This is a genomic window from Stenotrophomonas sp. 115C5 (assembly GCF_056861055.1).
Genome location: NZ_JBSPUQ010000002.1, coordinates 160,847 through 174,759, shown reverse-complemented (window position 1 = coordinate 174,759; position 13,913 = coordinate 160,847). Strand labels below are relative to the sequence as shown.

At 66.8% G+C, this 13,913-nt stretch carries 13 protein-coding genes; 4 read left to right on the top strand and 9 right to left on the bottom strand.

The window, feature by feature from the left end:
- Window positions 1-183: 183 nt before the first annotated feature.
- Window positions 184-2,022, top strand: coding sequence for a dihydroxy-acid dehydratase (gene ilvD, locus AC13FN_RS04225; RefSeq protein ID WP_482984563.1), 1,839 nt, complete (start codon window positions 184-186; stop codon window positions 2,020-2,022).
- Window positions 2,023-2,126: 104 nt separating this feature from the next.
- Complete coding sequence (locus tag AC13FN_RS04220) at window positions 2,127-2,693, top strand: hypothetical protein (RefSeq protein WP_049435806.1); 567 nt, start codon at window positions 2,127-2,129, stop codon at window positions 2,691-2,693.
- 36 nt (window positions 2,694-2,729) lie between these two features.
- On the opposite strand, the gene dinG is transcribed toward AC13FN_RS04220, so the two are convergent.
- From dinG to aroE, 3 genes are all read right to left on the bottom strand, one after another.
- Window positions 2,730-4,832: an ATP-dependent DNA helicase DinG gene (dinG, locus tag AC13FN_RS04215; RefSeq protein WP_049435808.1), complete on the bottom strand. Its 2,103-nt coding sequence runs from the start codon at window positions 4,830-4,832 to the stop codon at window positions 2,730-2,732.
- A 167-nt stretch (window positions 4,833-4,999) separates the two neighbouring features.
- On the bottom strand, window positions 5,000-5,353 hold the full coding sequence (locus AC13FN_RS04210; RefSeq protein WP_281055759.1) for a hypothetical protein: 354 nt from the start codon (window positions 5,351-5,353) through the stop codon (window positions 5,000-5,002).
- A 3-nt stretch (window positions 5,354-5,356) separates the two neighbouring features.
- Window positions 5,357-6,202, bottom strand: a complete 846-nt coding sequence (gene aroE / locus AC13FN_RS04205) for a shikimate dehydrogenase (RefSeq protein ID WP_049435812.1) — start codon at window positions 6,200-6,202, stop codon at window positions 5,357-5,359.
- Window positions 6,203-6,250: 48 nt separating this feature from the next.
- Between aroE and AC13FN_RS04200 the strand changes: the two genes are divergently transcribed.
- Complete coding sequence (locus AC13FN_RS04200) at window positions 6,251-7,123, top strand: TolB family protein (protein WP_217014562.1); 873 nt, start codon at window positions 6,251-6,253, stop codon at window positions 7,121-7,123.
- Between the two features lie 55 nt (window positions 7,124-7,178).
- Here the strand turns inward: AC13FN_RS04200 and AC13FN_RS04195 are convergent, their stop codons facing one another.
- The 4 genes from AC13FN_RS04195 to AC13FN_RS04180 all read right to left on the bottom strand — a co-directional run bounded on the left by AC13FN_RS04195 (window position 7,179) and on the right by AC13FN_RS04180 (window position 9,778).
- Window positions 7,179-7,448 carry a hypothetical protein gene (locus AC13FN_RS04195; RefSeq protein WP_043399449.1) on the bottom strand — a complete coding sequence of 90 codons (270 nt, stop codon included), beginning with the start codon at window positions 7,446-7,448 and terminating at the stop codon, window positions 7,179-7,181.
- 32 nt (window positions 7,449-7,480) lie between these two features.
- Window positions 7,481-8,470 (bottom strand): porphobilinogen synthase, encoded by a 990-nt coding sequence (gene hemB / locus AC13FN_RS04190; RefSeq protein WP_312661464.1) that lies wholly within the window; start codon window positions 8,468-8,470, stop codon window positions 7,481-7,483.
- Between the two features lie 19 nt (window positions 8,471-8,489).
- Window positions 8,490-9,407, bottom strand: coding sequence for a bestrophin family protein (locus AC13FN_RS04185; protein ID WP_010482217.1), 918 nt, complete (start codon window positions 9,405-9,407; stop codon window positions 8,490-8,492).
- Between the two features lie 122 nt (window positions 9,408-9,529).
- Complete coding sequence (locus AC13FN_RS04180; RefSeq protein WP_006475755.1) at window positions 9,530-9,778, bottom strand: hypothetical protein; 249 nt, start codon at window positions 9,776-9,778, stop codon at window positions 9,530-9,532.
- 184 nt (window positions 9,779-9,962) lie between these two features.
- Here AC13FN_RS04180 and AC13FN_RS04175 point away from each other — a divergent pair, with 184 nt between their 5' ends.
- Window positions 9,963-10,421 carry a hypothetical protein gene (locus tag AC13FN_RS04175; protein WP_010482223.1) on the top strand — a complete coding sequence of 153 codons (459 nt, stop codon included), beginning with the start codon at window positions 9,963-9,965 and terminating at the stop codon, window positions 10,419-10,421.
- Between the two features lie 55 nt (window positions 10,422-10,476).
- Here the strand turns inward: AC13FN_RS04175 and AC13FN_RS04170 are convergent, their stop codons facing one another.
- Both AC13FN_RS04170 and AC13FN_RS04165 read right to left on the bottom strand, forming a co-directional pair.
- On the bottom strand, window positions 10,477-12,276 hold the full coding sequence (locus AC13FN_RS04170) for a DUF885 domain-containing protein (RefSeq protein ID WP_281055760.1): 1,800 nt from the start codon (window positions 12,274-12,276) through the stop codon (window positions 10,477-10,479).
- 113 nt (window positions 12,277-12,389) lie between these two features.
- Complete coding sequence (locus tag AC13FN_RS04165; RefSeq protein WP_482984562.1) at window positions 12,390-13,691, bottom strand: M12 family metallo-peptidase; 1,302 nt, start codon at window positions 13,689-13,691, stop codon at window positions 12,390-12,392.
- Window positions 13,692-13,913 lie beyond the last annotated feature (222 nt).

Here is a 13,913-nt window from a genome sequence, read left to right as displayed (position 1 = left end):
CCGTCCCCCGCAACCGGACCCACCCCGCCATCCCACGGAGCGCCCGCCCTTGACCTTGACGTTGCTTCGGCGGGTGCCGGGCGCAGCCCGGCCGGACCACCTCCGGTGGTTGCAGCAGCAACCGAAAAAATTGGCCATGATCGGCTGACCCCCACGTCGTACGGCCCGCCCGTTCCGCCAGCCATGCCCGAATACCGCTCCCGCACCTCCACCGCCGGCCGCAACATGGCCGGCGCCCGCGCCCTGTGGCGTGCCACCGGCATGAAGGACGGCGACTTCCACAAGCCGATCATCGCCATCGCCAACTCCTTCACCCAGTTCGTGCCCGGCCACGTGCACCTGAAGGACCTCGGCCAGCTGGTCGCGCGCGAGATCGAACAGGTCGGCGGCGTCGCCAAGGAATTCAACACCATCGCCGTGGACGACGGCATCGCGATGGGCCACGACGGCATGCTGTATTCGCTGCCCAGCCGCGAGATCATCGCCGACGCCGTGGAGTACATGGTCAACGCGCATTGCGCCGACGCACTGGTGTGCATCAGCAACTGCGACAAGATCACCCCCGGCATGCTGATGGCCGCGCTGCGCCTGAACATCCCGGTGGTGTTCGTGTCCGGCGGGCCGATGGAAGCGGGCAAGACCAAACTGTCCGAGCACAAGCTGGACCTGGTCGATGCGATGGTGGTGGCCGCCGATGACAGCGCCTCCGACGAGAAGGTCGCGGCGTTCGAGCGCAGCGCCTGCCCCACCTGTGGTTCCTGCTCGGGCATGTTCACCGCCAATTCGATGAACTGCCTGACCGAAGCGCTAGGCCTGTCGCTGCCCGGCAACGGCACCACGCTGGCCACCCACGCTGACCGCGAGGCGCTGTTCCGCCGTGCCGGCCGCCTGATCGTCGAACTCTGCCATCGCTGGTATGGCGGCGAAGACCCGAGCGCGCTGCCGCGCGGCATCGCCACCCAGGCCGCGTTCGCCAATGCAATGACCCTGGATATCGCCATGGGCGGTTCCACCAACACCATCCTGCACCTGCTGGCCGCCGCGCAGGAAGCGGAGGTCGACTTCGACCTGACCCACATCGACGCGCTGTCGCGGCGCGTGCCGCAGCTGTGCAAGGTGGCGCCGAACACGCCCAAGTACCACATCGAGGACGTGCATCGCGCCGGCGGCGTGTTCGGCATCCTCGGCGAGCTGGACCGCGCCGGCCTGCTCAATACCTCGGTGCCGACCGTGCACAGCGCCAGCCTGGCCGACGCGCTGGAACGCTGGGACGTGGTGCGCAGTGACAACGACACTCTGCACACCTTCTTCAAGGCAGGCCCGGCCGGCATTCCCACCCAGGAAGCCTTCAGCCAGGCCACGCGCTGGCCGACGCTGGACATCGACCGCGCTGAAGGCTGCATCCGCTCGCTGCAGCACGCGTACTCACTGGAAGGCGGCCTCGCCGTGCTGCGCGGCAACCTGGCCGTCGATGGCTGCGTGGTGAAAACCGCAGGCGTGGACGAATCAATCCACGTGTTCGAAGGCCCTGCGCGCGTCTATGAAAGCCAGGACGCTGCCGTCGCCGGCATCCTCGCCGACGAAGTGCAGCCGGGCGAGGTGGTGGTGATCCGCTACGAAGGCCCGAAGGGCGGTCCCGGCATGCAGGAAATGCTGTACCCGACCAGCTACCTGAAGTCGAAGGGGCTGGGCAAACAGTGCGCGTTGCTGACCGACGGCCGCTTCTCCGGTGGCACCTCGGGCCTGTCGATCGGCCACGTCTCGCCGGAGGCCGCCAGCGGCGGTGTCATCGGCCTGGTGGAAGATGGCGACCGCATCCGCATCGACATCCCTGCCCGCCGCATCGATCTGCTGCTGGACGAGGCCGTGCTGGCCCAGCGCCGCAGCGACGCCGATGCGCGTGGTTGGAAGCCGCGCGCGCCGCGCCCACGCAAGGTCACCAGTGCATTGAAAGCCTACGCCCTGCTCGCCACCAGCGCCGACAAGGGGGCCGTTCGCAACACCGCCCTGCTCGGCGATTGATCAAAAAGGGGACGGAGGGGATTAAGTCGTTTGTGGCACAAACGACTTAATCCCCTCCGTCCCCTTTTCCTTCACCATGTGTGGCTCCGCACAAGGACTTGACGATGTATTTCCGCCACCTGATGGCCCTGGCGCTCGCCGTGAGTTCCGCGCCCGCGCTGGCCGACGACTGCCGGTTCGACGATCGCGCCGGACTGCTGGCGATGTCGCCGGAGGCGTTCAACCATGGCCCAGGCGAGGGCTGGGATGCGCTGGCCGAGCGTGCAGGCTGCCAGCTGGAAATCGCCGGGTTGTTCGCTGCCTATCGCCAGCAGGCGAAAGCGGCTGGGCATAGCGGGCTGGCCTGGCATGAGGCAACGATGCGCGCCGATGCAGGACAGCGCGATCCTGCCATTGCCCTGATGCGCTTGACCTACAAGCCCCACGGTGCCGATCCGGAGGGATGGAATCACTATGTCGATGCCACCATCGCCTTCCTCGATGATGATCTGCCGGCACTGAAACGGGCACGTGCGCGGCTCGCGAAACTCCCGATGCCCGCAGGCAGCGCGCGTGAGCAGGGCGATGATCGGCGATCCGCATGGCCACCGCGACTGCAGATCGTGGATTCACTGATCCGCTGCATGTACCAACCCTACGCGCTTGCCTCCCAATCCTGCCCGGAAGCCTAGTATCCGCCAGGCATGGCCCGGCGCTACCCGTGCGCCTCAGCCGATCACGCGCTTGAACGGCGGCAGCGCGTCGATGATGCGCTTGCCGTAGCGGCGGGTCAGCAGCCGCGAATCGAGGATGACCACGCGGCCGGTGTCGGTGGAGGTGCGGATCAGGCGGCCGGCGAACTGGGTCAGCGTGCGCAGCGCGTGCGGAATGGCGATCAGGTTGAACGCATTGAGCCCGCGTCCCTCGAACCATTCGCTGAGCGTGGCGGTCTGCGGATCGGTCGGCACCGCGAACGGCACCTGGGTGATCACCACCGTGGTGCAGGCCTCACCCGGCAGGTCGAGGCCTTCGCCGAACGAGTTCAGGCCGAACAGCACCGAGCCCTCGCCCGCCGCAACACGGCGCAGGTGTTCGTCGATCAGCCGGGTCTTGGACATCTCGCCCTGCACCAGCACCTGCTTGCGGCGCGCGGCCGACATCAGGCCGGCCACCTTCTCCATCTTCCAGCGCGAGGTGAACAGCACCATCGAGCCCTTGGCCCAATCCAGCTCGGTGTCGAGGTAGCGTGCCACTTCGCGCGGATGGCCTTCGCGGTCGTCCGGGGTGACCGGGAACCTGGGCACGATCAGTTCGGCCTGGTTGGGCAGGTCGAACGGCGACGACAGCGAGACCATCTCGGCCTCTTCGGGGATGCCGTTGTCGATCGCCAGCGACTGGAAATCGCCGCCGCCGGTCAGCGTCGCCGAGGTCATCACCACTGAATCCACTTCATCCCACAGCAGCTTGCGCAGCACGTGCGCGGCCGACACCGGCGAGCCGTGCAGCACCAGGTCGCCGTCGCGGGTGGCGGTGACCCAGCGCGCCATCGGCGGCGCGCCGTCCTTGTCCTCGCGGCGCCAGGCCTGCCACAGGTTGTACTGCTGCTCGATCATTTCCAGCGCCATGCCCAGGTTGCGCTGCAGGCGCTCGCGCGCGGCATCGTCCGGCTTGCCCTTGGCGACCTGCGCGGTGGCGGCATGCGCCCAGTTGTAGAGGCTGCGGGTATCGTCAGCCAGCGCCTCGATCGGCTCGCGCCAGGCCTCGGGCAGTCGCCCATTGGCCGCGCGCCACATCGGCTCTTCGTCCGCCGGCGCCGGCATCCACACGCGCTCGATATGATCGCGGAACGCGCGCAACTGCTTGGCCACGTTGCTGGCCACTTCGATCGCTTCGTTCGGCAGCAGGTTGCCGAGGCGGTCCTTGTCGACCGCTCGGTAGGCACCGGCGATCAGGATCTGCAGGCGGCCGGTGCGCTTGGCCATTTCATCCAGCGCCAGGCTGGCCGCGCCCTGGTCGATCGCCACGTTGCCGATGTGATGGCCTTCGTCCAGCACCAGCAGCATGTCCGACGGCGGCGCGATCAACGGCTGGCCGTTGTCGCTGTCGCCGATCGACAGCGCCGACAGCAGCAGCGCGTGGTTGGTAACGACGATCTGCGCATCACGCACGGTGTTGCGCGAACGCAGCACCGCACACTGCGCCGAATAGGCACAGCGGCGCCCGGCGCAGCCCGAGGCCGGCGTGGTGATGCGGCTGCGCAGGCCGGGGCTGATGGTCTCCGGTGCGTTGTCGATGTCGCCGTCCCAGCTGCCGTCGGTGAAGGCATCGGTCAGGCGCTTGGCGATGTCCATCTCGATCGGCGCCAGCGGCCGGTCGAACAAGGGCGCGTCGTCCTCGAACATGCCGCCCTGCGCGCCCTCACCCTGTGCCTCGGCAGCATTGCGCGTGCACAGATAGCGGGTGCGGCCCTTGGCCAGCGCCACGGTCGCTTCCAGGCCGGTGGCCTTGAGGAAATTCGGAATGTCGCGCTCGACCAGCTGCGACTGCAGCGCCACGGTGCCGGTGCTGATCACCAGCTTTTTCTTGCTGGCCAGCGCGATCGGTACACCTGCGGTGAGGTAGCCCAGGCTCTTGCCGACGCCGGTGGGCGCCTCGACCACGCCGACGCCGCCACTTTTCGACAGCGCACGCGACACCACACCGATCATCTGGCTCTGCGAGCGGCGGGTGGAGAAGCCGGGAGTATTGGCCTGCAGCGTGGTGTACGCCTTGCGGATCGCGTCCTTCAAGGCGTCATCAAGCGTGCGCGGAGCGGCGACGGTTTCGGTCACGCCGGGAAGTACCGTGGCTGGATCAGGCCGGTCATTGTCGCATGGCCAGCCACGTTCACCGCCGCTGGCACCCTGAACGGGCCAGCGACGACGTCTGGCGGCGGTCACGGTCCGGTAGCCGGACCGCCCAAGGGCCAGATACGCCGGGCATGGCCCGGCGCTACCGGTCAGGCCACCGGGATCGTACGGCTACGCAGCAGGCGCACCAGTGCCCACACCAGCAGCACCACGCCGATGGCCTCGACCATCGCCAGCGCGAAATGCAGCACGCCGAGGATGGCGCCCATGCCCGAGATGGCGCTGAAGTTGCCACTGCTGACCAGCCACATCGGCAGGATGCCCGCCGCCAGGCCGCCCAGGCTGGACAGCAGCAACAGCACCAGGCCGACCAGGGCGCCGGTGCGGGTGGCATCGCGCGGTGCGCCGACCACCCAGACCAGGCCGATGCACAGCGCGATCAGTACCGGCAGGCGCACGCCGACCATGCTCAGCACGGTCACCATCAACGTTGTGCTGTCCATCGATCAGTCCTCGCCGGCCAGCACCGCCGAGCCCTGCCGCAGCGACTGGTAGATCTCGTCGGTCTGCGGGCGCACGCCATGCCACTGCAGGAAGCTCTCGGCCGCCTGTTCGACCAGCATGCCCAGGCCATCCACGGTATTGCGGCAGTTCGCCGCACGCGCCCAGGCCAGGAAGGCGATGGCGGCCTCGCCGTAGTTCAGGTCGACGGCGGTGGTCATCGAATTGACCAGCGACAGCGGCAGCTTGAACTCGACGTCGCGGTCGCGGCCGGCCGAGGTGGCATTGACGATCAGTTCGAAGTCGCCCAGGTCACGCAGGTCTTCCCAGTAGCGGCTGATCGCGCGGCCCGGTTCGCCCATCGCGTCGATCAGTTCATCGGCGCGTTCCGGCGTGCGGTTGACCACCATCAGCTCGGTGATGCCGGCATCGAGGAAGGCCGGGGCGACGCTGCGCGCGGAGCCACCGGCACCGATCAGCAGCATGCGGCGGCCACGCAGGTCCAGGCCATGACGGTCGGTGAGGTCACGCACCAGGCCGATGCCATCGGTGGTGTCGCCATGCCAGCGGTCGCCCTTGCGCAGCAGCGTGTTGACCGAGCCGGCGCGGCGCGCACGTGCGGTCAGGGTGGTGCACACCGAGAATGCGGCTTCCTTGTGCGGCGAGGTGACGTTGGCGCCGACACCGCCGTCGGCGGCGAAGGCTTCCAGGCCGGCCAGGAACGCATCCGGGGCCAGGTCGATCGCGCGGTAATCCACCGCGATGCCTTCCTGGCGACCGAACGTCGCGTGGATCTGCGGCGACTTCGAGTGGGCAACGGGGTGTCCGAAGACGGCGTAACGGTCGGTCATGGAATCCTCAAGCTGGCTAGACTGATGCTCTTTCGTGCACGGACCCGGATGATGCGCATCACCCCGCCCCTGCTGGTGCTTGCCGCCAGTCTACTCTCTGCCCCCGTGGCGATGGCGTTGAACGAGTACGGCATCGAAGGCATGGGCGTGGTCTCCACCCGTGCCGACGAGGGCCGCGCCACGATCAGCGCCGATGGCCAGCGCATCGTCTTCGCCCGCCGCAGCGAAGCTGGCTGGGGCCTGTGGGAGGCGCGCGTGGTCGACGGCCGCTGGCAGCAGGCGCAGGCCTTGCCGGTAGGTGTGGCCGGTGAGGCCCGTGATCCCTACTTCAGCCGCGACGGCCGCTGGCTGCTGTTCGCGGCCGGCCGCGAGGGCAAGCTGGCGCTGTATCGGGCCGCGCTGGCCGCCGATGGCCAGCTGGACAGCGCGCAGGCCCTGGCCGGTGATGGCGGGCGCCGGGAAGAGCGCGGGCCGGCCCTGAGCGCGGATGGCCAGCGGCTGTTGTTTGCTCGGCAGCAGGGCGGTAGCACCGGCTGGGACCTGTTCGTCGCGACGTTGGATGCGCAGGGCCTGCGTGGCCCGGCCATCGCACTGACCACATTGAACAGTGCAGACGACGAGACCGACGGCGACTGGCTGGGCCAGGATGGCGCCGTGGTGTTCAGTCGTGGCAGCGGCGCGACCGCGCAAGTGTGGAGCAGCGGCTGTGCGTGGACCGGCGCGGCGCTGCAGCCATTGGGGCTGTCATTCAACCAGGCCGGCGGCTGGACCGGCGCGCCGGTGATCGACAACGCCAAGCCGGGCGAGATGATGGTCGCCAGCAGCGCGGCGAAGGCACCACGTGCCGGTGGCGTGGATGTGTACCGGCTGGCGGTGCCGAAAGTGGCGGCGGTTGCGGGGTGCGTGCCTGCCGCTCGGTAGATGCCAACCTTGGTTGGCATGCAGGAAAGTGCCAACCAAGGTTGGCACCCACCCGTCAGCGCGACAACACCTTGGCGCGCAACTGTTCGTATTCCAGTTCGCTCAGCTGGCCGTTGTCCTTGCGCTGGTTCAAGGCGGCCAGCTCGGCCTGAACGCTGTCCGGCAGGGCCTGCTCACGGGCCACGTGGCGGGCGGCGGAGAGCTGCTCCGGCGGGCGCTTGCCAGCCCGCCAGGCGGCGATGAAGACACCGACGATGATGGCGCCGAACACCAGCGTACCGATGCCCCAGATCAACCATTGCATCCATCCCAGTTCGGGTCCCATCGCGTATTCCTCCGTCTATCGTGGCGCTATTGTCAGCGCTCGCGCAGCCATCGCGCCACCTGCGGCGCGAAATAGGTCAGCACGCCATCGGCACCGGCCCGCTTGAAGCCCAGCAGCGACTCCAGCACGCAGGCGCGCTCGTCCAGCCAGCCGTTGGCGAAGGCGGCCTTCATCATCGCGTACTCGCCACTCACCTGATAGGCGAAGGTCGGCACGCCGAAGGTTTCCTTCACCCGGCGCACCAGGTCCAGGTACGGCATGCCCGGCTTGACCATCACCATGTCGGCGCCCTCTTCCAGATCCAGCGCGATCTCGCGCAGGGCCTCGTCGCCGTTGGCCGGGTCCATCTGGTAGGTCTTCTTGTCGGCCTTGCCGAGGCTGGCCGCGCTGCCCACCGCATCACGGAACGGACCGTAGAACGCCGAGGCGTACTTGGCCGAGTACGCCATGATGCGCACGTTGATGTGGTTGCCGACATCCAGCGCACGGCGGATCGCGCCGATGCGGCCGTCCATCATGTCCGACGGCGAGACGATGTCCACACCGGCCTCGGCGTGCGACACCGACTGCTTGACCAGCGCTTCGACCGTGATGTCGTTCAGCACATAGCCCTTGTCATCGATGATGCCGTCCTGGCCGTGGGTGGTGTACGGGTCCAGCGCCACGTCGGTCATCACTCCCAGCTCCGGGAAGCGCGACTTCAGCGCGCGGATCGCACGCTGCGCCAGACCGTCCTCGGCCCACGCCGCCGACGCATCCAGCGACTTCAGCGACGGGTCGATCACCGGGAACAGGTCGATCACCGGAATGCCCAGCTCCAGCGCTTCTTCGGCCACCTTCAGCAGCTCTTCGATCGACAGCCGCTCCACGCCCGGCATCGACGGCACCGCGGTGCGGCCGGCCAGCTCGTGCACGAACACCGGGTAGATCAGGTCGTCGGTGGTCAGCGTGTTCTCGCGCATCAGGCGGCGCGAGAACTCGTCATGGCGCATGCGGCGCGGGCGGTAAAGCGGGTGGGACATGGCAGGCTCCGAGGAGTGGCTATTGCAACAGGTAACCCTGCGGCAGCAGGGGTTCGGGCAATGGGCGTTCGCCGAGCGCGTCGAGCTGGTCGATCTCGATCGTGCGCACCAGCGCGTCCAGCGGCAGGTCGTTCGGCTCCAGACCGAACGGGTCTTCCATTTCTTCGCCCAGCTGGTCCAGGCCGAAGAAGGCATAGGCCAGCACCGCCGACAGCACCGGTGTGCCCCAGCCCAGCGAACTGGCCAGGCCGAACGGCAGCAGCACGCAGAACATCCACGCGCAGCGGTGCAGCAGCAGGGTGTAGGCGAACGGCAGCGGGGTGGTGAGGATGCGCTCGCAGCCGGCCTGGATCGACGACATCGCGTGCAGGCGCTCTTCCAGCTGGGTGTAGAGGATGGGATCGAGGTCACCGGCGCGCAGGGCCTGGGCCAGCTCGGCCGCGATCATCGACAGCAGCGCGTCGGGCACGTTCTCACGCTGCCCGAGTTGTTCGCGCTGGCGCTTGTCCAGCCACGGCAGGGCCATCAGCGCCACGATGCGCCCGCGCAGGCGACCGGCCAATGCATGGGCGAAGGCGGTGGTGAGGTAGGCGATGCGGCGGCGACGGCCGGTGTCATCGGCCAGCAGCAGGTTCACCTGGCGGGCCAGCGAACGCGATTCGTAGACCAGCTGGCCCCACAGCTTGCGACCTTCCCACCAGCGCTCGTAGCAGGCGCTGTTGCGGAAACTGAGGAAGATCGACAGCACCAGGCCAAGCAGGGTGAACGGCGTGACCGACACGCGTTCGATGCCGGTCGGGGGTGCCAGTTCCACCACCGCAGCCACGGCGATGGACAGGATCAGGATGGCCAGCACCTTGGGCGCGATCGCTTTGACGATCGAACCGCGCAGGATGTACAGCAGTTGCCAGCCGTGGGGACGGGGTCGGATGATCATGGGGCAGCCGCGCCGGGCGCGGATTCACAGGCACGCGGGGGGCTCGCGCAGCCATTCATTGTACGCCCCTGCCCGGCCATCGGCCGTGCGCCTGCGACGCCCTGTCGCACCCGGGCGCAGGCTCAGATCACGCCGCCACCCAGGCCGAGGCGGAGGATGCCGACCACCACCACGATGCCGTTCAGGACCAGGCCGGCCCAGGCCCGGCCACGCTTGCTCGGGTGGGTGAACAGGATGCCCAGCGCGGCGATGACCGCGCCCACCGCAGCGAACGGGATCAGGAACCAGTTGCCCCAGCCGAGCAGTGGAATCAGCGCCAGGATCATCCACAACAGCGCCAGTACGCCCCACAACAGACTGATCACACCCATGCCGCTCTCCCGCAGTTGGTTCCTGCCCCAACCATAGACGTTCCCGCCGCCGCCGCCTACTGCCATTGGCGGAGCTGTCACCCGCACCGTGCTAGCGTGCTGCGGTGCGTGCCCTGGCCCGGGTGTTGGCGCCGATTCAGAGTGGCCCGCCGATGATCGCAACCAGTCCTACAGGGGTCGTGCCATGAACATCCGTTGGGCCGCGTTGGCGGCCATCCTGCTGGTCGCCGCTGGCTGTGCCAGCACCTCCAAGGTGATGCTGGGCCGCGCCCGCGCACCGATCGATCCGGCGCTGGTGCAGATCTACTCGACGCCACCGGCCGGTTCCCAGGAAATTGCCCAGCTGGAATCGGCGTCCGCCGTCGGCTTCGGCACCCAGGGCCAGACCGATGCCGCTGTGGCACGCCTGAAGCGTGAGGCCGCCGCGCTCGGCGCCAACGGCGTGGTGCTGATGGGCGTGGGCAGCAGCGGCTCGCCGGTGGGCATGTCGGTGGGCGCCGGCACGTTCGGTTCGCACGTCGGTGGCGGCGTCGGCATCGGTATTCCGACGACGCAGAAGCGCGCCGCCGGCGTCGCGATCTGGGTGCCGAATCCGGCACCGCCGGCGCGATTGCCGACACAGGTGATCACCCCGCAGCGGTGACGCGGCAGCGTCACCGCGGGTAGTGCCGGCCAGCGGCCGGCATTACCCGTAATGCTCAGCGCTTGTACTTCGGCACGAACACCTTGTTCACCGCATCGGCCAGCTGGTCCGGCGGCAGCAGGCCCTGGTCGAGCAGGAAGTTGTTGAACGCCAGGCGGTCAAACTTCGCGCCCAGTGCCAGCTCCGTCTGCATGCGCAGCTCCAGGATGCGGGTGTAGCCGTAGAAGTAGCTGCCGGCCTGGCCCGGCATCCGCACCATGTAGCGGTCCAGTTCCTGGGTGGCCATCGCCTTGGACAGGCCAACCTGCTCGATCAGTACACGCTCGCCGTTGGCGCGGTCGGTCAGGCCGAGGTTGAGCATCGGGTCCAGCATCGCGCGCGCGGCACGCAGCAGGCGGAACTGCAGGGCGATCATCTGACCGTCCAGCGGCTCGTACGGCACCATCTCGGCCTCGGCATACAGCGCCCAGCCTTCCACGTTCACCGAATTGAACGCGAACATCGTGCGTGCCAGCGACACGCCACGTTCGACCATGGCGGTGAACTGCAGCTCGTGGCCGGGGCGGCCTTCATGCGCGCTCAGCGTCCATGCCGCCGCACCGAAGTTGAAGTCGTCGTATTGTGCGCCCGGTCCTGCGGCTGGGTTGCCCAGCGGCAGCACGAAGGTGCCCTGCTGCCCGGTGTTGTTGACCAGTGGCGCCGGCAGGAAATGCGGGGCCGGGCTGGCCGCGCTCTCGGCGGCCGAACCCAGGCGCATCTGCATGGCACGCTTGGGTACGTCGACGATGGCGTGTTCACGGATCAGCGGGTCGATCGCATCGATCACCTTGCGGTAGTGGCCTTCCAGATGGTCGTCGGCGATCTTGTCGGCCTTCAGTGCGCGGATCACCGCTACCGGATCGCTCGGGTCGGCCACCTTCAGGCCCTTGTCCTTCGCCACCAGCGGCGCCAGCTGCTGCATCGCCGAGCGGGTTTCCATGAACTCCAGCTGCGCGCGCTGCATCAGCAGCTTCGGATCGATATCGATGCCGACCTGCTTGAGCTGGTAGGCATACAGCGGCGCCGGCAGGCGTGCGTCGGCACGCGCCTTCGGCAGCACCTCCTTGCGGGTCCAGGCGGCGTAGTCCTTCATCTGCCCGGCCAGGGTCTTCATCGCTTCATCGGCACCGGCAATCTGGTACTTCTTCAGCAGCGACTCGATGCCGGTGATGTAGGTTTCGACATTATCCAGCGACTGCTGCACTTCGATCTTCGTCGGCTGCAGCAGGCTGCTGTCCTTCAGCCGTTCCTCGTAGCGCTGGCGGGCCAACGTGGTGAAGGCGGTGCCGCCCGGCTGCAGGCCGGCATAGGCCTTGAGGCGGTCGAGCGCCTTGGCCCGGCGCTCGGCCGGCACCTGGTCGGACAGCAGCAGGTTGAGGCCGCTGAACACGGTCTGCGGCGCATCACTCCACGGCAGCAGGTATTTCTCGTTGAGCTCGCTGCCTTCGATGTTCTGGCTGGCGGCGTGGATCATGATCTCCAGGTCCTGGCGGACGTTGGGATCCTTCTCGGTGACCAGCTTTGCCTTGAGTTCATCGCGGGCTTTGGCCATCGCGGCGCGATAGCGCTTGCCGTTGTCCGGGCCAAGGTCTGCGACCTTGTCGTCGTAGCCGGGAACGCCGAAGAAGCCGGTTTCCTCCGGCTGGAACGGGCCTTGTGCATCGAGCAGGATCTGCGCCAGCGCATTGCTGCGGGCAACCCAGGCCGGGCTGGCCGGAGTAGTGGCCTTGGCAGCCGGCGCAGCCAGGGCCGGCGGTGCGGACAGCAGAGGTGCGGCAGTCAGGGCCAGGGCAACGGCCAACGCGATTGGCTTCATGGTGCATTCCAGGACAGGGTTGCCCGCACCCTACGCGCTCTCGGCGATGCCGACAATCGGCTGGAGGTCACGGGCGGACCGGCATGAATGCGCCCGCCCGCTCGGGTATCCGGTCATGGCTCGGGGTAGAAATTGGCAATCACCCCTCGGGTCTCATTCAACACTCTGACGTTGTGATGGGTCTCTTTCGTCCCTGCGGGCAAACCGTTATGACTGAGGTCAGGTGACGACCAGAGATTTATCCGTCCACATGGTGCTCCGGAGCATTCATAGGACATCAGTGTCCTCCATCGTCCAGGCGCATTTTCCGGCGCCTTATAGCCATGGCCATAAGAAAATCTCGGGGGACGTACGGTGGCGTTCGCGGGCTCATGATCTGCACCGAACAGGTGCCCGATCTCGTGGGCAAGGCTGCTGGTCGTGGCACCGAGACAATTCCGTTCCACTACCGCGAATGCGGTTTCCTTCGTCGCAAGCACGCGCTGCGATTGCCCACAGACCGACCGTGACGGACCGGTATCAATGATCATCAGCACGATGTCTGCCTTCTCAATATCACGAACCTGATGCATGACGCCGAGTGCGCCTCTTCTTCCGGCAACCAGATCGTCAAGCGTCTGAGTAACACCGGTTTCCTGATAGCCGGAAAGGACGTTGGCGGCGCGCTCGAGTTCAACCTTGATTCCGCTATGAGAGAAACTCTCGTTGGCTAAACAGACGGCCTCCCGCATTTCTGCGAAGACCACCTCGCGGTCATCGCCGAGGGCCGTAGTTCCGTAGCCAAACAGAACACGTACTGTCGATTTCGCCTCTTGCTCAACGTCGTCAGAACTGACCGCATCGAGTGCATCCGGGCTGACATCGCGAACCGGTGCCTCGCGTGGAAGCCGGCGAAAATCCTTTCGAATCAGCACACCGTCTTGCAGTTCGTATCGAAAGCTCCCAATGTCAAAGATGGCCCTTAGTTGTCCGTCAGCAGCCTCGGTGATCCGAACCGCTCTCTCCGCATCCACGCACGAAGACGGTGCCTTAGATGTAGAAGTAGATGTAGATGTAGATGCCATCGTTCCGGTCCAACGAAGCCGGGCAGAGGGCATCGCGGCCACTGCTCCTGCATCCGTGCCCGCCGGGACATAGACCGGGTCTGGAGCCGCATTCAATCGCGGGCCTGCAGTGCGCTTCAATCGCACGATTGCATCGAAGAGATCCACTTCGATCACATTGTCGGACAATGCCTCTGGGTGAACGTCGACACGGCGAATCCAGTCGACAATGCTATCCTCGTGCTGCTTACGAATCTGCATACCGGGATCCCATCCGCCGACAGGAATCTCAATGAACTTGGATGCCGCCTGCGCAGGCCAGGATGCGCTACTGAATAGCACGGCGGCCAGAGAGAATAGAGCTGTTTTCATGATCTACTCGTAGTATCGGTGCCACATGGCATGACGAACGCTACGGCCTTGCTACTGACCACTTGGAGACTTTCGTCACATAGGCTGTGGGAGACAGCGATGTCGAGTAGCATGCGACAAAATCTCCCTATGCAAGCTCAGGATTGGTCAGATCTGAAGCGCTGAAATTCGGCCTCGCCATGCCAGCGATACTCAAATAACTGGCGCTTGCGACACCTGATA

Coding starts and splice junctions, on each gene's coding strand:
- AC13FN_RS04210 (WP_281055759.1), bottom strand. CDS start 5,353: ATGGACAGCACAACGTTGATGGTGACCGTGCTGAGCATGGTCGGCGTG.
- aroE (WP_049435812.1), bottom strand. CDS start 6,202: ATGACCGACCGTTACGCCGTCTTCGGACACCCCGTTGCCCACTCGAAG.
- AC13FN_RS04220 (WP_049435806.1), top strand. CDS start 2,127: ATGTATTTCCGCCACCTGATGGCCCTGGCGCTCGCCGTGAGTTCCGCG.
- AC13FN_RS04200 (WP_217014562.1), top strand. CDS start 6,251: ATGATGCGCATCACCCCGCCCCTGCTGGTGCTTGCCGCCAGTCTACTC.
- AC13FN_RS04175 (WP_010482223.1), top strand. CDS start 9,963: ATGAACATCCGTTGGGCCGCGTTGGCGGCCATCCTGCTGGTCGCCGCT.
- AC13FN_RS04195 (WP_043399449.1), bottom strand. CDS start 7,448: ATGGGACCCGAACTGGGATGGATGCAATGGTTGATCTGGGGCATCGGT.
- ilvD (WP_482984563.1), top strand. CDS start 184: ATGCCCGAATACCGCTCCCGCACCTCCACCGCCGGCCGCAACATGGCC.
- AC13FN_RS04165 (WP_482984562.1), bottom strand. CDS start 13,691: ATGAAAACAGCTCTATTCTCTCTGGCCGCCGTGCTATTCAGTAGCGCA.
- AC13FN_RS04180 (WP_006475755.1), bottom strand. CDS start 9,778: ATGGGTGTGATCAGTCTGTTGTGGGGCGTACTGGCGCTGTTGTGGATG.
- AC13FN_RS04185 (WP_010482217.1), bottom strand. CDS start 9,407: ATGATCATCCGACCCCGTCCCCACGGCTGGCAACTGCTGTACATCCTG.
- AC13FN_RS04170 (WP_281055760.1), bottom strand. CDS start 12,276: ATGAAGCCAATCGCGTTGGCCGTTGCCCTGGCCCTGACTGCCGCACCT.
- hemB (WP_312661464.1), bottom strand. CDS start 8,470: ATGTCCCACCCGCTTTACCGCCCGCGCCGCATGCGCCATGACGAGTTC.